Origin of the sequence: Nonomuraea sp. NPDC004580 (assembly GCF_040609855.1) — a bacterium.
GTDB lineage: Bacteria > Actinomycetota > Actinomycetes > Streptosporangiales > Streptosporangiaceae > Nonomuraea > Nonomuraea salmonea.
The window spans coordinates 72,380-94,764 of record NZ_JBEXLH010000011.1 but is presented as its reverse complement, the minus strand read 5'-3'; the positions used below and the strand labels follow the sequence as shown (position 1 = coordinate 94,764).

Sequence of the window (22,385 nt, the reverse complement as noted above, 5' to 3'; positions counted from 1 at the left end):
CTGCGGAGCGGGTTCCTGGCGGTGAGGGTGGCGGGACGGGGAGGTCGGGGTGCGGGGGTTCCTCGGCGTTCGAAGTCCGTCCAGTTGAGACCTGTTCGCTGGAGTTGCGGCGATTTGACGTGCAAGCGGCATATCGGCGGATTCCAAGTGAACGGCAAGGCAGATCACCGATGCTGCTTGCGGAGCATAATGATCTTCTGCGGACAAAATGACCTAAAGGAGAACGACCTCGCGCGGCGAACGACCGCGCCTATCACGCGACGGTGAACCGCCCGCGCGACCCCGCGCGCCCGGCGACGACCTCGCCCGGCCCGCGTGCCGCTCTGGAGGAGCGGGCGCAGCCGCCCACCCGGGCACGTTTGACCCTTGCTCGAAAGAAGGACATATGAACACGGATGCGACGGGCGCGAACCGCCCTCTCACTGGCCTGCCCGGCCGGCTCCACGAGGCCCTGGAAGTGCAGCGCCGGCGTACGCCCGATCGCGTCGCCGTCGTCGCGGGCACGAAGCGGCTCACCTACTCCGAGGTCGACCGCATGGCCAACGGGGTCGCCAACGCTCTCAAGGCGCAGGGCGTCGGGCGCGGCGACCTGGCGGGGATCTGCCTGGACCGCGACGAGTGGCTGGTGCCCGCGCTGATCGGGGTGCTGAAGGCGGGCGCGGCGTACGTGCCGCTCGACACGGCCTACCCGGCGGAGCGGTTACGTTTCATGGCCGAGGACTCAGGCGCGCAGGTGGTGGTCACCTCGGCGGCCAAGCGCGACACCGCGTCCCTGACCGGCGCCGCCACCGTGCTCGTCGACGACACGACGCCCGCCGAGCACGGCCCCGAGGTGCCGGGCGAGCCGAGTGACGCCGCGTACGTCATCTACACCTCGGGCTCCACCGGCCGGCCCAAGGGCGTGGTCGTGGAGCACCGCAACACCCTGAACCTGGTGCGCTGGGAGGCGTCCGCCTACACGGCGGAGGAGTTGAGCGGCATGCTGGCCGGCTCCTCCATCTGCTTCGACGCCTCGATCACGCAGATCTTCACCCCGCTGTCCGCGGGCGGAACCGTGATCATGGCGGACAGCATCCTTGCGCTGCCGACGCTGCCGGCCCGCGACGAGGTGCGCACGGTCTTCGGCGTCCCGTCGGCGCTGTCGGTGCTGCTGCGCGAGCCGCTGCCGGAGGGCGTGCGCATGGTGCTGTCCGGCGGCGAGCGGCTGACCGCCTCCCTGGTCGCGCGCGCGTTCGCGAACCCGGGCGTGCGCCGCGTGCTCAACATGTACGGCCCCACCGAGTGCACCACCGGCAGCACCATGTACGACGTGCGCCGCGGCCACGAGGGCGACCCCCCGTTGGGCGGCCCCATGGCGAACGCGCTGCTCAGCATCCGCGACGCCGACGGCGGGCCGGTCGCGGACGGAGAAGTGGGCGAGCTGTGGATCGGCGGCCCCGGCGTCACCCGCGGCTACCTGGGCCACGAGTCGCAGGCGTTCCGCACCGAGCCGGACGGCTCCCGCGTCTACCGCAGCGGCGACCTCGTGCGGTGGGTGGACGGCGAGCTGCGGTACGTGGGCCGCGCCGACGACCAGGTCAAGATCCGCGGCTACCGGGTGGAGCTGGGCGAGGTCGAGTCGGCGCTGGAACGTCACCCCGCCGTGCGCCGCGCGGTGGTGCTCGCGCACACGGACGACGACGGCATCGCCTACCTCGTCGGGCACGTGGAGGCCCGGGGCGTGAGCGAGCCCGAGCTGCGCGACTGGCTGCGCGACCGCCTGCCCGACCACCTGGTACCGGCCAGGATCGGCGTGGCCGACGAGCTGCCGATCGCCCCCATGGGCAAGGTGGATCGCGCGGCCCTGCCCAAGCTGCGCCCCGCCCGTACGGGGAGCGAGGCGCCTGTCGCGCCGCGCACGGACGACGAGCGCCTGGTGGCCGAGGTGATCGCGGACGTGCTCGGCCTGCCCGAGGTGGGCGTGCACGACCGGTTCGCCGACCTGGGCGGGCACTCGCTGGCCGCCGCCCGGGTGGTGATCGAGCTGTCCCGGCGGCTCGGGCACACCGTGCCGCTGGCCTCGTTCCTGATCGAGCCGACCGCGGCGGGGATGGCGGCGCGCCTGCGCGAGCCAGGATCGGCGCCGCTGCGGCGGACCGGCGCGACCCGGCACCCGCTCACCGCCGCGCAGCGCGAGTTCTGGACGCTGCGCCAGCTGCACCCGCACAGCCCGGTCACCACCGTGTCGGTACGGCTGCGCGTGCGCGGTCTCGGCGGGAGCGCGCCGCTGCGCTCGGCGCTCGACGCGGTCCTGCGCCGGCACGAGGCCCTGCGCAGCGCGGTCGCCGTCGGTGCGGACGGCGTCCCGTACGCGGTCGTGCACCCGCCCGTCCCCGTCCCCCTGGTCGAGCACCCGGTGGGCGCGGACCCGGTGAAGACGGCGAGGGCCGCGGCGGAGCACGTGTTCGACGTGACGAGCGAGGTGCCGCTGCTGCGCGCGAGCCTCTGCCCCGCGGGGGACGACGTGGCCGAGCTGGTGCTCGTGACCGATCACCTCGCCTTCGACGGCGGTTCCGTGGGCGTGCTGATGGAGGAGCTGGCCGCCGAGCTGGCGGGCGAGCACGTTCCCGAGCCCGCGGTGCAGCTCGGCGACGTGGCGGTACGCGAGCAGGAGGACCGGCCTGACCTCGCGCGGCTGCGGGAGTTCTGGCGGGACGCGCTGGCGGGCGCGCCGGTGGCGGGGCCGCCGCCCGCCGACCTGACGACGGGCCGGGTGATCAGGGCGCTGTCCGAGGAGTTCACGGACGGCGTGGCGGCGCTGGCCCGGGCGTGCGGCACGACCCCGTACGCGGTGTACCTCGCCGCTCTCGCCCTGACCTCCGGAGAGCCCGACACACTGGTCGGCATGGTCGCGGCGCGGCGCGCCGAGCCGGAGCTGGCCAGGATCGTCGGGCCGCTCATCGACACCGTGCCGGTACGGCTGCGGCCGGACGCCGCGCCGACCTTCCGCGACCTGGTCAGGCAGGCCGGGGAGGCCGCGACGCGGGCGCTGGTGCATCAGGAGATCCCGCCCGCCGAGCTGCCCCGCTCCCCCGTGCTGCTGGCCATGCAGCACGCCGAGGTGCCCGTGCGGGCCGGCTGTCTCGACCTGCTGACCGAGGTGGGCTCGGGCGCGGCGGTGCACGAGTTCAGCGTCCTCGTCAACCGTACGGTGGAGGGCTCCGAGCTGCACCTGGAGTACGCGGTCGCGCTGCTCTGCAGGGAGACGGCCGAGGCGTACCTCGACCGGCTGCTGTACCTGCTGCGGCGCGCCGTGGCCGAGCCTGACCTGGGGATCGCCGCGTTCGAACGGGTCACCCCGGACGAGCGCGCCGCGCTGCTGGCCCGCGCGGCCGGGCCGCGGCTGCCCGACGACGTGCCGCCGGTGCCGGTGGCGCTCGCCGCGCACACGACGGGCACGGCGGTGGTCGGGCCTGACGGCGCGGCGCTGAGCCACGCCGAGCTGAACGACCGCGCCGACCGGATCGCGGCCGGGCTGCTGGCGCACGGGGTGTCTCGGGGGGACGTGGTCGGCGTCCGCGTGCCGCGTGACCTGATGGTGCCCGCGGTGCTGCTGGGCGTGTGGCGGGCGGGGGCGGCGTACCTGCCGCTTGACCTGGACCACCCGGCCGAGCGCCTGCGCCTGCTGACCGCGGACGCGGGCGCCCGCGTGGTGCTCACCCGCGGCGAAACACCCTCCGAAGTGCCATCTGAAGCGCCCTCTGAAGCGCCCTCTGAGGTGGACGCGCCTCAAGCGGGTGCGTCTGATGCCGTACTGGACGGGCCGGTGATGCTCGATGCGGATCGGCTTGCGGCGGGTCCTCGCGCGGAGCTGCCGGAGGTTCGTGCCGACGATCTGGCGTACCTCACCTACACCTCCGGCTCCACCGGAGCCCCCAAGGGCGTCGAAGTGACGCACGACGGCCTGGCCGCACTCGTGGCCGGCATGATCCAGACGCTCCGGCTCGGCCCGGCCGACGTGCAGCCCGCGGTCTCGCCGCTGAGCTTCGACGCCTTCGCCTCCGAGCTGTGGAGCGTCCTGGCCGCCGGCGGCACGTCCGTGATGGTGGACAGGACCACGGCCGAGGACGGGCATGCGCTGGCTGAGCTGATCACCACGAGCGGGGCCACGGTGGTCGACCTGGTGCCGACGTCGTACCGGATGCTGCTGGCGGCTGGCTGGACGGGCGGTCCCGGGCTGCGCGCCGTCGCCGGCGGTGAGGCGCTGGACCCGGCGCTGGCCGAGCAGATCCTGCTGCGCGTCGGCGAGCTGTGGAACGCGTACGGCCCCACCGAGACCACCGTCACCTCGACGCTGCACCGGGTGCGCCCGCACGAGGGCGACCGGGTGCCGATCGGGTCGCCGATGCCGGGCGAGCGGGCGTACGTGGTGGACGCGCACCTGCGGCTGGTGCCGCCGGGCGCGGTCGGCGAGCTGCTGCTGGGCGGGGCCGGCGTGGCGCGCGGCTATCGGGGCAGACCCGGCCTGACCGAGGCCGCCTTCGTGGCGGACCCGTTCACGCCGGGCGGCCGCTGCTACCGTACGGGCGACCTGGCGCGCTGGCGGCAGGACGGGACGCTGGAGTTCCACGGCCGCCGCGACCACCAGGTGAAGGTCCGCGGCTACCGGATCGAGCTGGGCGAGATCGAGGCCGTGCTGCGCGAGCTCACCGAGGCCGCGGTGACCGTGGCGGGCACGGAGACGGGCACGGAAGCGCACGCCCACCTGGTCGGCTACGTCACGCCGGAGACGGCGGACCTGGCCGCGATCGAGCGGCACGCCCGTTCCAGGCTGCCCGGCCACATGGTGCCGCGCCGCTGGGTCGCCCTGCCGGCCCTGCCCACGCTGTCCAGCGGCAAGGTGGACCGCGCCGCGCTGCCCGAGCCTGACACCGGCCCCGACCCGGCACGGGTCGCGCCGGCCACCGACGCCGAGCTGCTGGTGGCCGCCGTCTGGGCCGAGGTGCTCGAACGGCCCGAGGTCTGGGCCGGCGACGACTTCTTCGCCCTCGGCGGCGCCTCGTTCGCCGCGACCAGGGTGGCCGCGCGCCTGCGCGAGATGTTGCAGGTCGCGGTGCCGGTGCGGTTGTTGTTCGACCGCCCGGTGCTCGCCGACTTCGCCGTCGCGCTGGAGGAGCTGCTGGCCGCCGAGCTGATGGAGGGGAACGAGGGATGACCGAGGTACGTGAGGACCGGATCGCCGGCCTGGTCCGGTCCAGGCTCGCTGCCGCGCTGAAGCAGGCGGAGCAGGCCCCTGGCATCCCGGCGACGTCGGCCACGGACATGCCGCTGTCGCCCGCGCAGGAGCGGCTGTGGTTCCTGGCCCAGCTGGAGCCGGACACGCCGGCGTACAACGTGCCGCTGACGCTGCGGCTGCGCGGCCCGGTGGACGTCGACGCCCTCACCGGCGCGGTGGCGGACCTGGCCGAGCGGCACTGGATCCTGCGCGGCGTGATCGAGGACGGCCGGGTTCGCCCCGTCGGCGACGTGCACGTGCCCGTCGTGGATCCGGCCGACCTGGAGCGCGAGCTCGATGAGCACGCCTGGCGGCCGTTCCGGCTGGACGCCGAGCCGCCCCTGCGCGCCACGGTGTTCCGGGTCGCCGACGACGAGTGCGTGCTGGCGCTCACCCTGCACCACATCGCCACCGACGCCTGGTCGGAGCGCGTGCTGCTGGAGGATCTCGCCCGCCTGTACGCCGCCCGCCTCGGCCTGGAGCCGCCCCCCGCTCCCCCTGCCCTGCAGTACGCGGACGTGGCCGCGTGGGAGGCCGACCGGCCTGATACCGACCTCGACTGGTGGGCCGGGCACTTGGCGGGCCTGCCGCCGGTGCTCGACCTGCCGCTCGCCCGCCCGCGCCCGCCCGTCCCCGGGTGGGAGGGTGCGGCGGTGCCGGTGGAGGTGCCGGCGCCGCTGGCGGCGAAGGTGCGCGCGGTGGCGGGGACGTCGCCTTTCATGGTGTTCCTGGCCGGTTTGCAGGCGTTGCTGAGCCGCCTGTCCGGTGTGGACGACATCGCCGTGGGCGTGCCGCACGCGGGACGTCACCACCCCGACGCCGAGCGGGTCGTCGGCTGCTTCGTCAACACGCTGGTGGTGCGCGGCGACACCTCGGGCGATCCGACCGGCGCCGAGCTGCTGGCCCGCGCGCGTACGGCGGCGCTGGACGCGTACGCGCACGCCGGCACGCCGTTCGAGCGGGTGGTGGAGCGGCTGCGGCCGGACCGGAACCTCGCGGTCACTCCGCTGTTCCAGGTGATGCTGAACGTCTATGAGACCGGCGCGCCGGTGTCGCTGCCCGGGCTGGAGACCGAGGCGGGGACGACGGCCGCGCCGACCGCGAAGTTCGACCTGAACCTGGAGCTCGGCGACGACGGCACCGGCTTCTCGGGCGAGTTACGGTACCGGACCGACCTGTTCGACGAGGCGACCGTGCGACGCCTCGTCGCCTGGTACCTGGAGCTGCTCGACGGCATGCTCACCGACCCCGGCGCGCCGGTGCGGCTGCCGGCCGGCGACGACCTGCGCGGCCCCGCCACGGACCTGCCCGTGGACGTGCCGCTGCACGCGCTGGTCGAGCGGGTGGCCGACGCCCGCCCCGACGCGGTCGCGGTCGGCTCGCTCAGCTACGCGGAGCTGGACCGCCGCGCCAACCAGGTGGCCCATTGGCTGCTGGCGCGCGGTGTGCGCCCGGACGAGCCGGTCGGCGTGCTGCTGGAGCGGCGGCCCGAGCTGGTGGTCGCCATGCTCGGCGTGCTCAAGGCGGGCGCCGCCTACCTGCCGCTCGACCCGGTCTATCCGGAGCGGCGCAACGAGGCGGTGGTGGCCGACGCCGGGGCGCGGATCGTGCTCACGGACGCCGAGCTCGCCGCCGCCGCGGACGCGTCGCGCGACCGTCCCGACGTGGCCGTACGGCCTGAGCACCTGGCGTACGTGATCTACACCTCGGGCTCGACCGGGCGGCCGAAGGGGGTCGCGGTCGAGCACCGGCACATCACGCACTACCTCGGCGCGGTGGCCGAGGCGCTCCCCGAGGGGCTGACCTCGTTCGCGCTGGTGTCCACCGCCGCCGCCGACCTCGGCATGACGAACGTGTGGTGCGCGCTGACCACGGGCGCCACCCTCCACCTGATCGACCACGAGACGGCCACCGACCCGGCCGCGTTCGCCGCCCGCCTGGCGGCACACCCGGTGGACGCGATCAAGATGGTGCCCAGCCAGCTCGAACTCCTCGGCACCGCCGCGCTGCCGCGGAAGCTGCTGGTTCTGGCCGGTGAGGCGGTGCCGGCCGACCTGGTGGCGCGGGTCCGCGCGGCGCGGCCCGGCCTGGAGGTGCAGATCCACTACGGCCCCACCGAGACCACGGTGTCGGTGCTGGCCTGCGACGCGAGCGAGAGCGCCCCCGGGCGGGCGCCGCTGGGCCGGCCGCTGCCCGACGTGGTGTGCCGGGTCGCCGACCCGTCGGGGCGGGCGCTGCCGGCCGGCGTGCCGGGCGAGCTGTGGATCGGCGGGCCCAGCGTGGCGCGCGGCTACCTGGGCCGCCCCGACCTCACCGCGGAGCGCTTCACCGGCGGCTGGTACCGCACCGGCGACCGCGTCAGGGTGACGGGTGACGGGCTGGTCGAGTTCCTGGGCCGGATCGACGACCAGGTGAAGGTCCGCGGTTTCCGCGTCGAACTGGGCGAGGTCACCGCCGCGTTGCGTGCCCTGCCGCAGGTCGCCGAGGCGTACGTGCAGCCGGTCGGCGCCGGCCTGGAGCGCCGGCTGGCCGCCTGGGTGACGCCGGCGACCGTGAACGTCGCCGAGGTGCGGGCGGCGCTGCGCGAGCGGCTGCCCGACTACATGGTGCCGACCGCGATCGGCGTGCTGGAGGCCCTGCCGCTCACCCCGAACGGCAAGGTGGACAGGGCCGCGCTGCCCGAGCCCGAGGCGGGGCCCGCGGTGCGGGTGCCGCTGGGCACGCCCGCCGAACGCCTGGTGGGCGAGGTCTGGGCCGAGGTGCTCGGGCTCGCCGAGGTGTGGGCGGACGACGACTTCTTCGCGCTCGGCGGGCACTCGTTCGCGGCGACCAGGGTGGCCGGGCGGCTGCGGGAGCGGCTGGGCGCGGCGGTGCCGGTGCGGCTGCTGTTCGAGCATCCGGTGCTGGCCGACCTGGCCGCCGCGCTCCCCCGCCCGGCCGGCGCCGAACGGGTGCGGCGGGCGCCGGTGGACGGGCCGATGTATGGGCCGATGAATGGGCCGGTGAATGGGCCGGTGCCGCTGTCCGGGGTGCAGGCCAGGCTGTGGTTCCTGGCGCAGCTCGAACCGGACAGCAGCGCGTACAACGTCCCGGTGGCGCTGCGGCTGCGCGGCCCGCTGCGGGCGGAGGCGCTGCTGGGCGCGGTACGCGACCTCGCCGAGCGGCACCACGTGCTGCGCAGCGTGGTGGACGCCTCCGGCGCCGAGCCCGCGATGGTGGTACGTGACGCCGGCGAGGTGCCCGTGTCCACCGCCCGCGTGGCCCGGCCGGAGGTCGAGGACCTGCTGGCCACGCACCTCGCGGCCCCGTTCGCCCTGGACCGCGAGCCACCGATGCGCGCGGTGCTGTTGGCCGTGGATGACGACGAGCACGTGCTGTCGCTCACCTTCCACCACATCGCCACCGACGCGTGGACGCGCGGGCTGCTGCTCGACGAACTGTCCGGCCTGTACGCCGCCCGCCTCGGCCTGCGTCCCCCACTGGACCCGCCGCCCGCGCAGTACGCCGAGGTGTCGCCGGTCCCCGACCCGGCCGACCTGGACTGGTGGGCCGGGCATCTGGACGGCCTGCCGCCGGTGCTCGACCTGCCCACCGACCACCCGCGCCCCGCCGTCCCGGACCCCGGGGGTGCCGCGCTGGACCTGGAGCTGCCGGCCGCGCTGAGCGAGCGGGTCAGGGCGGTGGCCACCGCCTACCGGTCCACGCCGTTCATCGTGCTGCTGGCCGGGCTGCAGGCGCTGCTGGCGAGGCTGTCGGCGAGCGCGGACATCGCGGTCGGCGTGCCGGTCTCCGGCCGCGACCACCCCGGCACCGAAGGCGTGGTGGGCTGCTTCCTCAACACGGTCGTCGTGCGGACCGACGTGGGCGGCGACCCGACGGGCCGCGACCTGCTGGCCCGCGCGCGGGAGTCCGCGCTGGGCGCGCTCGCGCACGCGGGCACGCCGTTCGACCGGGTGGTGGACCGGCTGCGGCCGGAGCGTAACCTGGCGGCCACGCCGCTGTTCCAGGTGATGCTCAACTACATCTCCGGCGTGGCCAGGCCCGAGCTGCCGGGTCTGGAGGCGTCCGAGATCCAGCTGCCGGAGCTGACCACCAAGTTCGACCTGAGCTGGCACGTCGTGGACGAGGGTCCTGGCGCGCCGCTGCGGGGCGGGCTCGCGTACCGGACGGACCTGTTCGAGCCGGGCACCGCGGACAAGCTGACCCGCTGGTACGTCTCCCTGCTCGACGGGCTGCTCGCCGACCTGGACACGCCGGTGGGCGCGGTGCCGCTGGAGCCGGTGACCGGGCCTGTCGTGGACGGCGGGCCGCCGCCCGAGCCGCCCGCCGGGGCGGTGCACCACCTGATCGAGCGCTGGGTGGATGAGACCCCCGGCGCTCCCGCGGTGGTGGGCGGCGACCGCGCCCTGACGTACGGGGAGCTGGAGTCGGCCGCGAACCGGATCGCGCACTGGCTCCTGGAGGCCGGGGTAGGCGCGGACGAGCCGGTCGGCGTGCTGCTGGAGCCGGGGGCCGACCTGGCGTGCGCGTTGTTCGGCATCCAGAAGTCGGGCGGCGGCTACCTGCCGATGGACCCGGCGTACCCGGCGGCGCGGATCGCCGCGATGCTGGAGGCCGCCGGGGTGCGGGCCGTGGTGACGGTGAGCGAGTTCGCGCCGCTGATCGGGAAGGGCAGGCGGGTGCTGGCGCTCGACCGGCCGCCGTCCCTGCCCGACACCCGCCCTGAGGTGGACGTACGGCCCGAGCACCTGCACCACGTGATCTTCACGTCGGGGTCGACGGGCACGCCCAAGGCGGTGGCCGCCGAGCACGGCGGCGTGCTGAACTACCTGGGCGGCATGCTGCCGCGCATCGGCGTGCCGGGCGGATCGTTCGCGGTGGTCTCGACGCCCGCCGCCGACTTCGGCCTGACCTGCGTGTTCGGCGCGCTGACCACGGGCGGGACGGTGCACCTGGTGCCGCGCGAGACCGCGATGGACCCGGCCGCGTTCGCCGGCTACCTGGCCGAGCACCGGGTGGACGTCGTCAAGTGCGTGCCGAGCCACCTGGAGCTGCTGGCCTCGGGCGGCGACCTGGCCGCCGTGCTGCCGCGCGAGCTGCTGATCCTGGCGGGCGAGGCGTGCCCGTGGGACCTGGTGGAGCGGGCCAGGGCGACCCGGCCAGGGCTGCGGCTCCAGAGCCACTACGGTCACACCGAGTCCACGATGATCTGCCTGGTGTGCGACACCGAGGAGATCCCGGCCGACCGGCGGACCGGCATCGTGCCGCTGGGCCGTCCGCTGCCCGGCGTGTACGGCCACCTGGTGGACGCGGCGCTGCGCCCCGTGCCGCCCGGCGTGCCCGGTGAGCTGGTGGTCGGCGGCCCCGGCGTCACCCGCGGCTACATCGGCCGGCCCGAGCTGACCGCGGAACGCTTCGTCCCCGACCCGCTGACCGGGGACGGACGCTGCTACCGCAGCGGCGACCTGCTGCGCGTCACCTCCGACGGGCACGTCGAGTTCCGCGGCCGGGTGGACGACCAGGTCAAGGTCCGCGGCTACCGCGTGGAGCTGGGCGAGGTCACCACCGCGCTGCGGGCGCTGCCGCAGGTCGCCGAGGCCGTGGTGCTGCCCGTCGGCGAGGGCAAGGCCAGGCAGCTCGCCGCGTGGGTGACGCCCGCGACCGTGGAGGCCGCGGCCGTACGCTCGGCGCTGCGCGAACGGCTGCCCGACTACATGGTGCCGGCGCACGTCGTGGCGCTCGACCGGCTGCCGCTCAACCCGAACGGGAAGATCGACAGGGCCGCGCTGCCCGAGCCGGTGGCGGAGCAGGCCGCGTACGCGCCGCCGTCGACGCCGAACGAGGAGCTGGTCGCCGCGGTCTTCGCCCAGGTGCTCGACGTGGAGCGGGTGGGGGCGGGCGACGACTTCTTCGCCCTCGGCGGCGACTCGTTCGCCGCGGTCCGCGCGGTCACCCAGATCGGCCGCGGGCTGCGGGTGATCGACCTGTTCACCCGGCCCACGGTGGCCGATCTGGCCGCGTTCCTCGGCCGCGAGGACGGCGCCGAGGAGCGGGGCGGGCTGCTGCATCGCCTGGGCGGCGGGCGGACCAGCGAGTTCACTCTGGTGTGCGTGCCGTACGGCGGCGGTTCCGCGGTGGTCTACCAGCCGCTGGCCAAGGCGCTGGGCGACCGGGTGGAGGTGCTCTCCGCCGAGTTGCCCGGCCACGACCCCGCCCGCCCCGACGAGCCGCCGCTGCCGCTGGAGGAGCTGGTGGACGTGCTGGCCGCCGAGGTGGCGGCGAGCGCGTCGGGGCCGGTCGCGATCTACGGCCACTGCGTGGGCTCGGCGGCCGCCGTCGCGCTCGCGCGCCGGCTGGAGGCGGACGGCGTGCCCGTGCTGGGCGTCATCGCCGCCGCGAGCTTCCCCGCCGCACGGCTGCCCGGGGCGATCAAGCGGCTGTTCGGCGGCGACCGCTGGGTGTCGGACCGGATGTTCCGTGACGCGTTGCGCGCCTCGGGCGGCCTGCTCGACGACATGGACGAGGACGCCAAGCGCACCGCCGTACGCGCGATGCGGCACGACGCCGACCAGGCGCAGGAGTGGTTCACCCGGGAGCTGGCCGGCGAGGGCGCGCCGCTGCGCGCCCCGATACTCAGCCTGGTCGGTGAGCGTGACCGCGCCACCGAGTTGCACGAGGAGCGCTACGCCGAATGGGCCGCGTTCTCGCCCCGGGTGGAGCGGGCCGTGCTGCCCAGGGCCGGCCACTACTTCCTGCGCCACCAGGCCGAGCCGCTGGCCGCCCTGGTGCTGGAGCGCCTGACGCGCTGGTCGGCGGGCGCACTGCCCGATCCGGTACGCCCGCCGGAGCGCACCAGGCTGTGGCCCTTCTACACGGTCGCGGCCGGGCAGATCGTCTCGGGCCTCGGCACGGCGCTCAGCTCGTTCGCGCTCGGCGTGTGGGCCTACCAGCTCAGCGGCGAGATCCTGGATCTGGCGCTGGTCACGATGCTGGCGCAGATCCCGGCCGTGCTGCTCACCCCGCTGGGGGGCGCGCTGGCCGACCGGGTCGACCGCCGCACGATCATGCTGGCCTGCGACGCGCTGTCCGGGCTCGCCATGGCGGCGCTGGTGCTGCTGCTGATGACCGGCGAGCTGCGGTTCTGGAGCGTCTGCGCCATCGTGGGCGTGACCTCTGTCGTGACGGCGTTCCAGCAGCCCGCGTGGCTGGCGGCGGTGGCGCAGCTGGTGCCCAAGCCGTACCTGCCGCAGGCCAACGCGCTGGCGAACGTGGGCTTTGGCATCGGCAACGTGGTCGCGCCGCTGGCGGGCGGCGCGCTGATCGGCCTGTTCGGGCTGTCGGCGGTGGTGGCCGTGGACGTCGCCACGTTCGTGGTCGGCGTGGTGACGCTGCTGCTGGTGCGCTTCCCCGACCGGCTGTTCCACCGGCGCGAGGAGACGTTCACGGCGGCGCTCACCGGCGGCTGGCGGTTCCTGCGCAGGCGGCGGCCGCTGCTGGTGATGGCGCTCTACTTCGCGGTGGTGAACTTCTGCACCGCCCTCATGTGGGTGCTCGTCACCCCGGTCGTGCTGTCCATCGGCGACTCCGCCGACCTGGGCGTGGTGACCGCCGTCGGCGGTGTCGGCGCGGCCCTGGGCACCGGCGTGGTGCTGGTGTGGGGCGGCACCAGGCGGCGGGCCACCGGCATGATCGGCTTCGTCGCCGGGTCGGGGATCGGCGTTGTGCTCATGGGCGTGTGGCCGGTGGTGTGGCTGGTCGCGGCCGGGCTGTTCATCCGGCTGGCGTGCATGAGCATCGGCAACGCGCACTGGCTGTCGATCATCCAGGTCAAGGTGGGTCCCGAGCTGCAGGGACGGGTGCTCGCGGTGAACATCATGATCGCCACGGCCATGCAGCCGATCGGCTTCCTCGCCGCCGACCCGCTGGCGGAGTGGGCCGGGCGCTTCACCGACGGTCCCGGCGCAGGCGCGGGGGCGGTGCTGCTGGCCAGCGGCGTGTTCCTGGTGGCGTGGGGCCTGCTGGGGCTGCGCTACCGGCCGCTGCACCACCTGGAGGACGTCGTCCCCGACGCCGCGCCGCCGTCCGAGGCCGCGGCCGACCTGGACGCCATCCAGGAGAGGGTGCTGAGCGCGTGAGCGTGGAAGACGTGCTGCGCACGACGCTGGTCACCGCCGCCGACGTCCGGGCGGCGGCGGCCCGCATCGCGCCGTACGTGCGGCGCACGCCGCTGCTGCGGCTGCCCGGCGAACGGCTCTGGGTCAAGCCGGAGAACCGGCAGCCGACCCGCTCGTTCAAGGTGCGCGGCGCGGTCAACGCCGTCGTCCGGCTGGCCCGGCAGGGCGTCCGGCACGTGATCGCGCAGTCGTCGGGCAACCACGCCCAGGCCATCGCGTACGCGGCGGCCGAGCAGGGGCTGCGGGCGACCGTCGTGCTGCCGGACACCGCTCCCGAGCTGAAGGTGAGCGCGGCGCGCCGGCTCGGCGCCGAGGTGGTGATCGTGCCGCCCGCCCTGCGGGAGGAGGCCTGCCTGGCGCTGGCCGACCGGTTCGGCGCCACCGTGATCGGCTCCGACGCGTTCGACGTCATCGCCGGGCACGGCAGCGCGGGGGCCGAGATCGTGCCCGACCTGCCGGACGCGGGGTCCGTCCTGGTGCCCGTCTGCAACGGCGGGCTGCTGGCCGGGATCGCGGTGGCGGTCAAGGCCGCCGGTCCGGCGATCCGGGTGATCGGCGTCGAGCCCGAGCTGGCCGCCGACGGGGCGGCCAGCTTCCGGTCGGGTGCGCGGACGGCGTGGCCGGTGGAGCTGACCTACCGCACGCGGGCCGACGGGCTGCGCGCTCCCGTGCTGGGGGCGCTGGCCTGGGAGCACATCCACCGGTACGTCGACGACATGGTGACCGTGACCGAGGACGCCATCGACGCCGCCGCCCGCCTGCTCCATCGGGAGCTGGGGGAACGCGCCGAGCCCAGCGGCGCGGTCGCCACGGCCGGCTACCTCGCCCACCAGGCGCACCTGCCGCCTGGACCGGTCGTCGCGGTCCTGTCGGGGGGCAACGTCGCGACCGGCGCGGCGCCGGCGGTCCTGCCGGGCGGCGACGTCGCGACCGGCGCGCAGCCACCGATGCGGCCTGAGGTCGTCGAGCAGGGCTAGGGACGGTGCTCGGCTATGCGCGCGAAGGCGTGGACGTCCAGCTGCTCGCCGCGGGCTGAGGGGCCCACGCCGGCGGCGCGGAGGGCGCGTTCGGCGTCGGCCGGGCTGCCGGCCCAGGTCGCCAGGGCGGCGCGGAGGGTCTTGCGGCGCTGGGCGAAGGCGGCGTCCACGACCTCGAAGACCTCTTCGCGGGTGGCCGTCGTGGGCGGCGGGTCGCGGCGGAGCAGGGACACCAGCCCTGAGTCGACATTGGGCACGGGCCAGAAGACGCTGCGGCCGACCGGCCCGGCCCTGCGGACGTCGGCGTACCAGGCGGCCTTGACCGACGGCACGCCGTACACCTTGGAGCCGGGGCCGGCCGCGAGCCGGTCGGCCACCTCCGACTGCACCATGACCAGCCCCTTGCGCAGGGACGGCAGCACCTCCAGCAGGTGCAGCACCACAGGGACGGCCACGTTGTACGGCAGGTTCGCCACGAGCGCGGTGGGCTCGTGGCCGGCCAGGTCGTCGGGTGTGACCTTCATCGCGTCGGCGTTGACCACCGTCAGGTCACCGGCGGGGGCGCGGTCGGCGACCGTGAGCGGGAGCTGGGTGGCGAGCACCGGGTCGATCTCGACGGTGACCACGTGAGCGGCCGACGGCAGCAGCGCGAGGGTGAGCGAGCCGAGGCCGGGCCCGACCTCTATGACCACGTCGTCAGGGGAGAGATCGGCGACGCGGACGATGCGCCGGACCGTTCCGGCGTCGATCACGAAGTTCTGCCCGAGCTTTTTTGTCGGACGAAGATCTAGCTTGTCCGCCAAAATACGTATTTCTGCAGGGCCCAACAGCCTCATCATCCAACCAGTCTCCCGCATCGAAGAACGTGTGATGGCGTACGGGGAGATCAAAGGAGAGGATGGCGTGGAACAGGAAGGAACGTCCCTCATGGAGCCAACGGGCGCCGCGCCGCTCCGGCCGACCGACCTGCGGGAGATCGGGCCGTACCGGTTGCTGGGCCGCCTCGGCGAGGGCGGCATGGGGACCGTGTTCCTCGCCCGCGCGCCGACGGGACGTTTCGTCGCGCTCAAGGTGGTGAAGGCGGAGTTCGCCAACCAGGAGGGGTTCGCGGCGCGCTTCCACGCCGAGGTCGAGAACGCCCGGCGGGTGGCGTCGTTCTGTACGGCCCAGGTGCTGGACAACGGCAACACCGGCGACGGGCGGCCGTACATGGTCACCGAGTACATCGCGGGCACTCCCCTGTCCGCGCAGATCACGAACTACGGGGCGCTCGATCCCGGGCCGCTGCACGGCGTGGCGCTGGGGGTGGCGGCGGCGCTGGCGGCGATCCACGTCGCCGGGCTCGTGCACAGGGACCTCAAGCCGGCGAACGTGATCCTGTCCATCTCCGGGCCGCGCGTGATCGACTTCGGGATCGCGCGGGCGCTCGATCGTGAGACGGGGTTCACGATGTCCGGCGAGCTGCTGGGCAGTCCGGGGTGGTGGGCGCCCGAGCAGGTACGCGGGGAGGCCGTCAGTCCGGCGGCCGACATCTTCGCGTGGGGATGTCTTGTGGCTTATGCCGGGAACGGGCGGCATCCGTTCGGGCGCGGCGACCCCATCACGCTCGCCACCCGCGTGCTCAACAACCCGCCCGACCTGGGGGCGCTGCCCGCGCCGCTCAACGAGCTGGTACGCCGGGCCACCTCCATGGACGCCGCCCTCCGGCCCAGCGCCCAGGACCTGCTGATCGCGCTGGTGGGCGGCACCGCCCCCGCCCCCGCGGCTGCCGCTCCGGTCGCCGACCCGCCGACGCTGGTGGCCACCGAGATGCTCGGCGAATGGGAGCCGCCACAGAACGTCGTCAACGAACCCGACATCACCGCCACCTTCACCACCCCACCCCCGAGCGACGCGACCGGGGTGAAGGGCAGGCCAGGGGCTGCCGCCCCAGAGTCCGCGGCTTTCGGCGCCGGTGCGGCGGATCCCTCGCCGAGCGTGCCCGGACACGACCAGGCGTCCATCGAGGAGCGGGCGCGCCGCGAGGAAGAGGCGGCCAAGGAGGAGCTGGCCCGCTGGAAAGTGCCCGACCGGACAGAACCCCCTGCGGGTGCCGGGCGGGTGCTGGGGCTCTTCTCCTTCGGCAGGCGGTCACGTGGAGCCGACCAGGAGGACGGTGCGCCCTCCCAGCCGGACGCCGGCCAAGACGCCGAGACGGCGCAAGGAGGCGCCGACTCGGCACCGGCGGCGTTCGCCGGTGGGCCCGCGCAGGACGATGGGCCCCCGTCCCGGGGCGGCGCAGCCGCGTCGGACAGCGGGCCCGTCCCGCGCGGTGAAGCCAGGCAAGGTGGCGGACCCCCGCCGGGCGCTGGATCTCTGCAGGGCGCTGGATCTCTGCCGGGCGCTGAGCCTCTGCCGGGGGGTGTTCTGCCTGGGCGAGAGTTAGGCACGGAGACGCAGCCCGGGACGCGGGCTCCGCTGGGCACGCCCGTCGACGAGCCCGACACGCTCAACGGCACCCGCGCGCCGGGTACGCGGTGGCTCATCGCCGCCGTGGCTGCCGTGGCGGCGATCGTGGTGACGGTGGCCGTGCTGATCGTGACGTCCGGCCGTAACACGCCCATCACCGCGAACCAGGCCGCCCCCTCCCAGGTCGCCGGCAGCACGAAGCCCAATGACGTGGGCCGCAGGTTCGCGCTCGGCCCGAACTTCGACGACCCGGTGGCGATCGTGGCGGTGGCGCCGGAGTGCGGGCTGACGACGTACCAGGACATGTCGGCCACCAAGGGGCAGCTCTGCGTGGTCCGCTGGACGATGATCAACCCGGGCGGCGAGCGGCGCGAGCTGGTCCAGCCCGTGGTGACGATGGTGGACGACCGGGGCGGCGAGCACGACGCGGCCGCGCTCACGCTGCCCCCGGCCATCCTGCCGGGCGGGCGGCTGGACAGCGCGTTCGTGTTCGACATGGCGGCCTACCGCAAGCCGGTGACGATGACGGCGACCATGCTCGACAACGGGCAGCAGATCGAGGTGGCGCTGGGATGATCAGAGCGTTGGTGCTGCTCATCGGGCTGCTGGCGGCGATGACGGGAGTTCCGGCCATGGCCGGCACGTCCGCGTGCGCGGGTGCGGCGGACTTCGACGGTGACGGGGTGGACGACGTCGTCGTCGGTGACCCGTTCGGGGACGAGCAGAAGGGGGCCGTGCACGTCCTGTCGGCAGGCAAGGTCGTGCCGGTCGCGGTGCCGGGCCCGGCCAAGGGCGACGGGTTCGGCTGGTCCGTACGCCTGGCGCAGGTCAACGGCGACGGCTGCGCCGACCTGGTGGTCGGAGCCCCGTACGCGGACGTGGACGGCGTCGAGGACGCCGGCGCCGCGTACGTGATCTACGGCGGCCAGGCCGCTCCCCCGCTCCGCCTGACCGCGACGCAGCCGCAGCGGTTCGGGCATTTCGGCTGGTCGGTGGCGGCCCGGGGCGACCTGGTGGCGATCGGGGCGCCGTACGAGGACGAAGGAGACCTGCCCGACACCGGCGCCGTGTACGTGCGCAAGGGCGCGGGCGAACTGCGCCGCATCAGCCAGGAGAGCGTGGACGTGCGGGGCAACAGCGAGGTCGGCGACCAGTTCGGCTGGTCGCTGACGTTCGGTCCGGAGAACGCGCTGGTCGTCGGCGTCCCGTACGAGAACGACGACGGCCTGGGCCGCCAGGTCGAGGACGGGAAGATCGACTCGGGCTCGGTGGTGTTCATCGACGACGTGCTGGCCGCGAAGCTCACCACGGCCAAGATCGACTCCCCGACCGGCGCCTCGGGCGACCGGTACGGCTACGCCGTCGCCTACGCCGAAGGCTCCGGGTACGCGATCAGCTCCCCAGGCCCCGGCTACGTCGACCTGCTCGGCCCCGGCAGGAAGCCCGTGCGGCGGGTGGAGCAAGGGGGCAAGGAGGCGTTCGGGTTCTCGATGGCGGCCTCGGCGGACGGGCGGCTGGCGATCGGCGCTCCCTCCGGGGGCGGCGTGCGGGTGGTCTCCTGGAAGGACGCGGAGGAGGACCGGCGGCTGGAGGACGCGGACGGGCTGTTCGGCTGGTCGGTGGCGTTCAGCGGCAACCGGCTGTACGTGGGACAGCCGGACGCGCTGCCGTACGGCCGGGTCGCGGTGGCGGGCAGGAACGCCGAGACGTTCCAGCCGCTCCAGCCCGCGAAGGGCGCCGACTTCGGCGTCTCCCTCGCCGGCTGACCTGAGCCGCAGGGGGTCAGGTGGTGGGGAAGAGGCGGTCGCCGCAGGCCGGCCACTGCCCCTGCCACCGCCCGCCCACCTGCTGGTAGAGCACCTGGGCCCGGTACGTCTGCTCCTCCTCGGGCCACTCGGACGGCAGCCCCATCCCGCCCACCGACTCCCACACCGGCAGGCTGAACTGGTACATCCCGTAGTAGGGCCCGTCCGCGTTGTACGCCAGCGGATCCCCGTGCGACTCGCAGTCCGCCAGCGCCTTCCAGTCGAGCCGGGCCACGTCGCGCGGAATCGGCACGGTACGCGATGGCGTGACCGTGATGACCGTCCCATCCTTGGGGAAGCTGTCGAGCGGCGGATCGACCAGGTAGCCGCGCCGCACCGGGATGCCCTGCCGGCGCAGCACCCCGCGCACGGTCCTCGCGGTGGTGCGGGAGGTGCGCCGGGTGTTACCGGTCATCACGTGCACCTGGCGCCGCGTGTAGAAGGTCAGGGACATGCCTTCGAGCGGCACCTCGTACGCGGGCGGCGCGGACAGCCGCCCGGCGGCGGGGGTGAGGTCGAGCTCGGCGAGGGCGTCGCCGACGTTGGTGGCGGTGACGAGGTGCCTGCTGGTGTGGCCGTCGAGGGTCAGCGTGATGGGGCGCGCGCGGCGTACCTCGATGGTGGCGCCGTCGGAGACCTCTCTGTGGGCGGCCGGGCGTACGACGTCGCCGAAGCCCAGCGACACGCCGGTGTCATCGAGCACCTCGCCGACGGTGACCGCCATGGCATGGACGGGCCTGCGCTCGCCGTCCACGATCACCGTCACCTCTTTGACGAGCAGCGACACGGTGACGAGCGCGCCGACGGCCACCGCGCCTGCCACGCAGACGACGGGCGTCCACGGGGAACGCCACGGGATCGGCGGACGGGGCGCACGCCTCTTTCCTCGCAACGGGGCCACCTCCGAGTAACCGGAAACGGCCCGAACGCTAGCGGGGGCGGCGCGGGCGCCAGGAAAGCTTCACCGAAAGATGGTCACCACTCGCCGAAGACCGTGACTCCGTTGCCGCTGATCACCTCGCACAGCCGGTCAGGATGGACGTTCTTGACCTCGGCGAGGCAGCGCAGGGTGAGCGGGACGAGGTAGGGCGCGTTGGGCTTGCCCCGGTGCGGGACCGGCGGCAGGTAGGGGGCGTCGGTCTCGACCAGCATCAGCTCGGCGGGCGCGACGGCGGCGGCCTCGCGCAGGTAGGAGGCGTTCTTGTACGTCACCGGCCCGGAGAAAGACATGAAATATCCGGCCTCGGCACACTTTTTGGCCATCTCGGCGTCCCCGGAGAAGCTGTGGAACACCACGACGTCCGGCGCCCCCTCGGCGGCCAGCACCTTCAGCACGTCGTCGTGCGCCTCGCGGTCGTGGATGACCAGCGCCTTTCCCGTCCGCTTGGCGATCTCGATGTGCGCGCGGAAGCCGGCGTGCTGGTCGTCCTTGCTCGCCCAGTCGCGGTAGTAGTCGAGCCCGGTCTCGCCGACGGCCCGCACCTCGGGCCGCCCGGCCAGCGCCTCGATCTCGGCGAGCACCTCGGGGGTGGCCGCGTGGGCCTCGTTGGGGTGGATGGCCACCCCGGCGTAGACGTCGTCGTGCCCGGCCGCCGCGTCGGCGTTCCAGCGCGAGGAGGCGAGGTCGTAGCCGATCGTGACGAGCCGCGTCACCCCGACCGCGCGGGCGTCGGCGAGGATGCTGCGCACGCTGGCCTCGGACGCCTGCGCGGCCTGCGCCACCGGGTCGCCCGATGACGCCTGCCGGTTGCCCACCATGATGTCGAGGTGGCAGTGGCTGTCGAAGACGGGCGAGGAAAGCGGCTCAGGCGCGGCGGGAAGCTTGCTCACAGGATCTAACGGTAGCCCCCGCCGCGCGGCGCCTCTCAATCGGCCAGCCGGGCCAGCTCCTCGTCGACGACCTTCGGGTCGAGCTTCTTGAACAGCGGCGACGGCGGCGCGAGCGGGGTGCCCGGCTTGATCGGCCGGTGCTCCCAGCGGGCTGCGCCGTCGTATTCGCCGGTGATGACGGGGTAGGGCGTGCCGCCGTCCTCGTCGACCTCGCGGATCTCCGGCATGCCGGACCACACGCCCTCGCCGCCCAGCATCGCGTAGACCTTGTTGGACGAGCTGGGCAGGAACGGCGTCAGCATGGTCTTGGCGTCGTCGACCACCTGGAGGGCGACGTGCAGGATCGACTTCTGCCGCTCAGGGTCGTCCTTGAGCTTCCACGGCTCCTGCTCGGCCAGGTATTTGTTGGCCTCGCGGACGACGTCGAACGCCTCGGTGATGGCGTTCTTGAAGCGCGAGCGGCCGAGCTCGGCGCCCACGGGACCGAACGCGTTGCGCGAGCGCTCCAGCAGCGCCCGGTCGGCGTCGGTCAGGTGGCCCGCCTCGGGCACGGCGCCGAAGTTCTTCGCCGCCATGGAGATCGACCGGTTGACCAGGTTGCCCCACGCGGCGACCAGCTCGCCGTTGTTGCGGTTGACGAACTCCTGCCAGGTGAAGTCGGTGTCCTGGTTCTCGGGGCCGGCCACGGCGATGTAGTAGCGCAGCGCGTCGGCGTCGTAGCGGGCGAGGAAGTCGCGGACGTAGATGACGACCTGCCGCGAGGAGGAGAACTTGCGGCCCTCCATGGTGAGGAACTCGCTGGAGACCACCTCGGACGGCACGTTGAGCGCCCCGAGCGAGCCCGGCGAGCCGTCACGGGCGCCGATGCCGCTGTAGCCGAACAGCATGGCCGGCCAGATCTCGGCGTGGAAGACGATGTTGTCCTTGCCCATGAAGTAGTAGCCGCGGGCGTCGGGATTCTGCCACCACTGGCGCCAGGCGTCGGGGTCGCCCGAGCGCCTGGCCCACTCGATGGAGGCGGACAGGTAGCCGATGACCGCGTCGAACCACACGTAGAGGCGCTTGTTGGGCTGGTCGCGCCAGCCGTCGAGCGGGATCGGCACGCCCCAGTCGAGGTCGCGGCTGATGGCCCGCGGCTGCAGGTCGCCGAGCAGGTTGAGGGCGAACTTCAGCACGTTGGGCCGCCACTCGCCCTGCTTGGACTGCAGGTAGGAGCCCAGCACCTCGGCGAAGGCGGGCAGGTCGAGCATGAAGTGCTCGGTCTCGACGAACGTCGGCGTCTCGCCGTTGATGCGGCTCTTGGGGTTGATCAGCTGGATCGGGTCGAGCTGGTTGCCGCAGTTGTCGCACTGGTCGCCGCGCGCGCCGTCGTAGCCGCAGATGGGGCAGGTGCCCTCGATGTAGCGGTCGGGCAGGGTGCGGCCGGTGGAGGGCGAGATCGCGCCCATCGTGGTGCGCGGGAAGATGTAGCCGTTGGCGTGGAGGCCCTTGAAGATCTCCTGGGTGACGGCGTAATGGTTCTTCGTCGTCGTCCTGGTGAACAGGTCGTAGGACAGCCCGAGCCCGGTCAGGTCTTCGGCGATGACGCGGTTGTAGCGGTCGGCCAGGTCCTTGGCCGTCACGCCCTCCTTGTCGGCCTGCACCTGGATGGGCGTGCCGTGCTCGTCGGTGCCTGACACCATCAGCACCTTGTTGCCCGCCATCCGCTGGTAGCGGCTGAAGACGTCGGACGGCACGCCGAATCCGGACACGTGCCCGATGTGACGGGGGCCGTTGGCGTAGGGCCACGCAACGGCGGTCAAGATGTGCTGGGACATGGTTCCAAGCCTACGGGGTCGTTGGCGATCGTTTGTTCCGCGACTCCCCCTCGCGAAAGGGGCACGCGCGGGCCGGCGGA

At 74.1% G+C, this 22,385-nt stretch carries 9 protein-coding genes; 5 read left to right on the top strand and 4 right to left on the bottom strand.

Features of this window, described 5'->3' with window-relative positions; translation table 11 throughout:
* Positions 1 to 385: 385 nt before the first annotated feature.
* The 3 genes from ABZW11_RS14640 to ABZW11_RS14630 are packed head-to-tail and all read left to right on the top strand — an operon-like array spanning position 386 to position 14,405.
* Positions 386 to 5,194, top strand: coding sequence for an amino acid adenylation domain-containing protein (locus tag ABZW11_RS14640; protein ID WP_355416467.1), 4,809 nt, complete (start codon positions 386 to 388; stop codon positions 5,192 to 5,194).
* A complete protein-coding gene (locus tag ABZW11_RS14635) occupies positions 5,191 to 13,389 on the top strand; it encodes an amino acid adenylation domain-containing protein (protein WP_355416464.1) in 8,199 nt (2,732 codons plus the stop codon). The genes ABZW11_RS14640 and ABZW11_RS14635 overlap by 4 nt, the downstream gene beginning before the upstream one ends.
* On the top strand, positions 13,386 to 14,405 hold the full coding sequence (locus ABZW11_RS14630; protein ID WP_355416461.1) for a pyridoxal-phosphate dependent enzyme: 1,020 nt from the start codon (positions 13,386 to 13,388) through the stop codon (positions 14,403 to 14,405). Before ABZW11_RS14635 ends, ABZW11_RS14630 begins: the two co-directional genes overlap by 4 nt.
* On the opposite strand, the gene rsmA is transcribed toward ABZW11_RS14630, so the two are convergent.
* Positions 14,402 to 15,262: a 16S rRNA (adenine(1518)-N(6)/adenine(1519)-N(6))-dimethyltransferase RsmA gene (rsmA, locus tag ABZW11_RS14625; RefSeq protein ID WP_355416458.1), complete on the bottom strand. Its 861-nt coding sequence runs from the start codon at positions 15,260 to 15,262 to the stop codon at positions 14,402 to 14,404. The genes ABZW11_RS14630 and rsmA overlap by 4 nt on opposite strands.
* A gap of 70 nt (positions 15,263 to 15,332) precedes the next feature.
* On the opposite strand from rsmA, the gene ABZW11_RS14620 reads away from it, so the two are divergent.
* Together ABZW11_RS14620 and ABZW11_RS14615 are read left to right on the top strand one after the other, a co-directional pair.
* Positions 15,333 to 17,429: a protein kinase gene (locus ABZW11_RS14620; protein WP_355416687.1), complete on the top strand. Its 2,097-nt coding sequence runs from the start codon at positions 15,333 to 15,335 to the stop codon at positions 17,427 to 17,429.
* The gene (locus ABZW11_RS14615; RefSeq protein ID WP_355416455.1) at positions 17,426 to 18,619 is read left to right on the top strand and encodes an FG-GAP-like repeat-containing protein; all 1,194 of its coding nucleotides are present in this window, start codon (positions 17,426 to 17,428) and stop codon (positions 18,617 to 18,619) included. Before ABZW11_RS14620 ends, ABZW11_RS14615 begins: the two co-directional genes overlap by 4 nt.
* A gap of 16 nt (positions 18,620 to 18,635) precedes the next feature.
* On the opposite strand, the gene ABZW11_RS14610 is transcribed toward ABZW11_RS14615, so the two are convergent.
* The 3 genes from ABZW11_RS14610 to metG form a co-directional block, all read right to left on the bottom strand.
* Positions 18,636 to 19,481: a ubiquitin-like domain-containing protein gene (locus ABZW11_RS14610; protein WP_355416452.1), complete on the bottom strand. Its 846-nt coding sequence runs from the start codon at positions 19,479 to 19,481 to the stop codon at positions 18,636 to 18,638.
* A gap of 152 nt (positions 19,482 to 19,633) precedes the next feature.
* Entirely contained in the window at positions 19,634 to 20,488 is an 855-nt protein-coding gene (locus ABZW11_RS14605; protein WP_355416449.1) for a TatD family hydrolase, read from the bottom strand.
* A 35-nt stretch (positions 20,489 to 20,523) separates the two neighbouring features.
* Positions 20,524 to 22,305, bottom strand: a complete 1,782-nt coding sequence (gene metG / locus ABZW11_RS14600; RefSeq protein WP_355416446.1) for a methionine--tRNA ligase — start codon at positions 22,303 to 22,305, stop codon at positions 20,524 to 20,526.
* Positions 22,306 to 22,385: the final 80 nt, after the last annotated feature.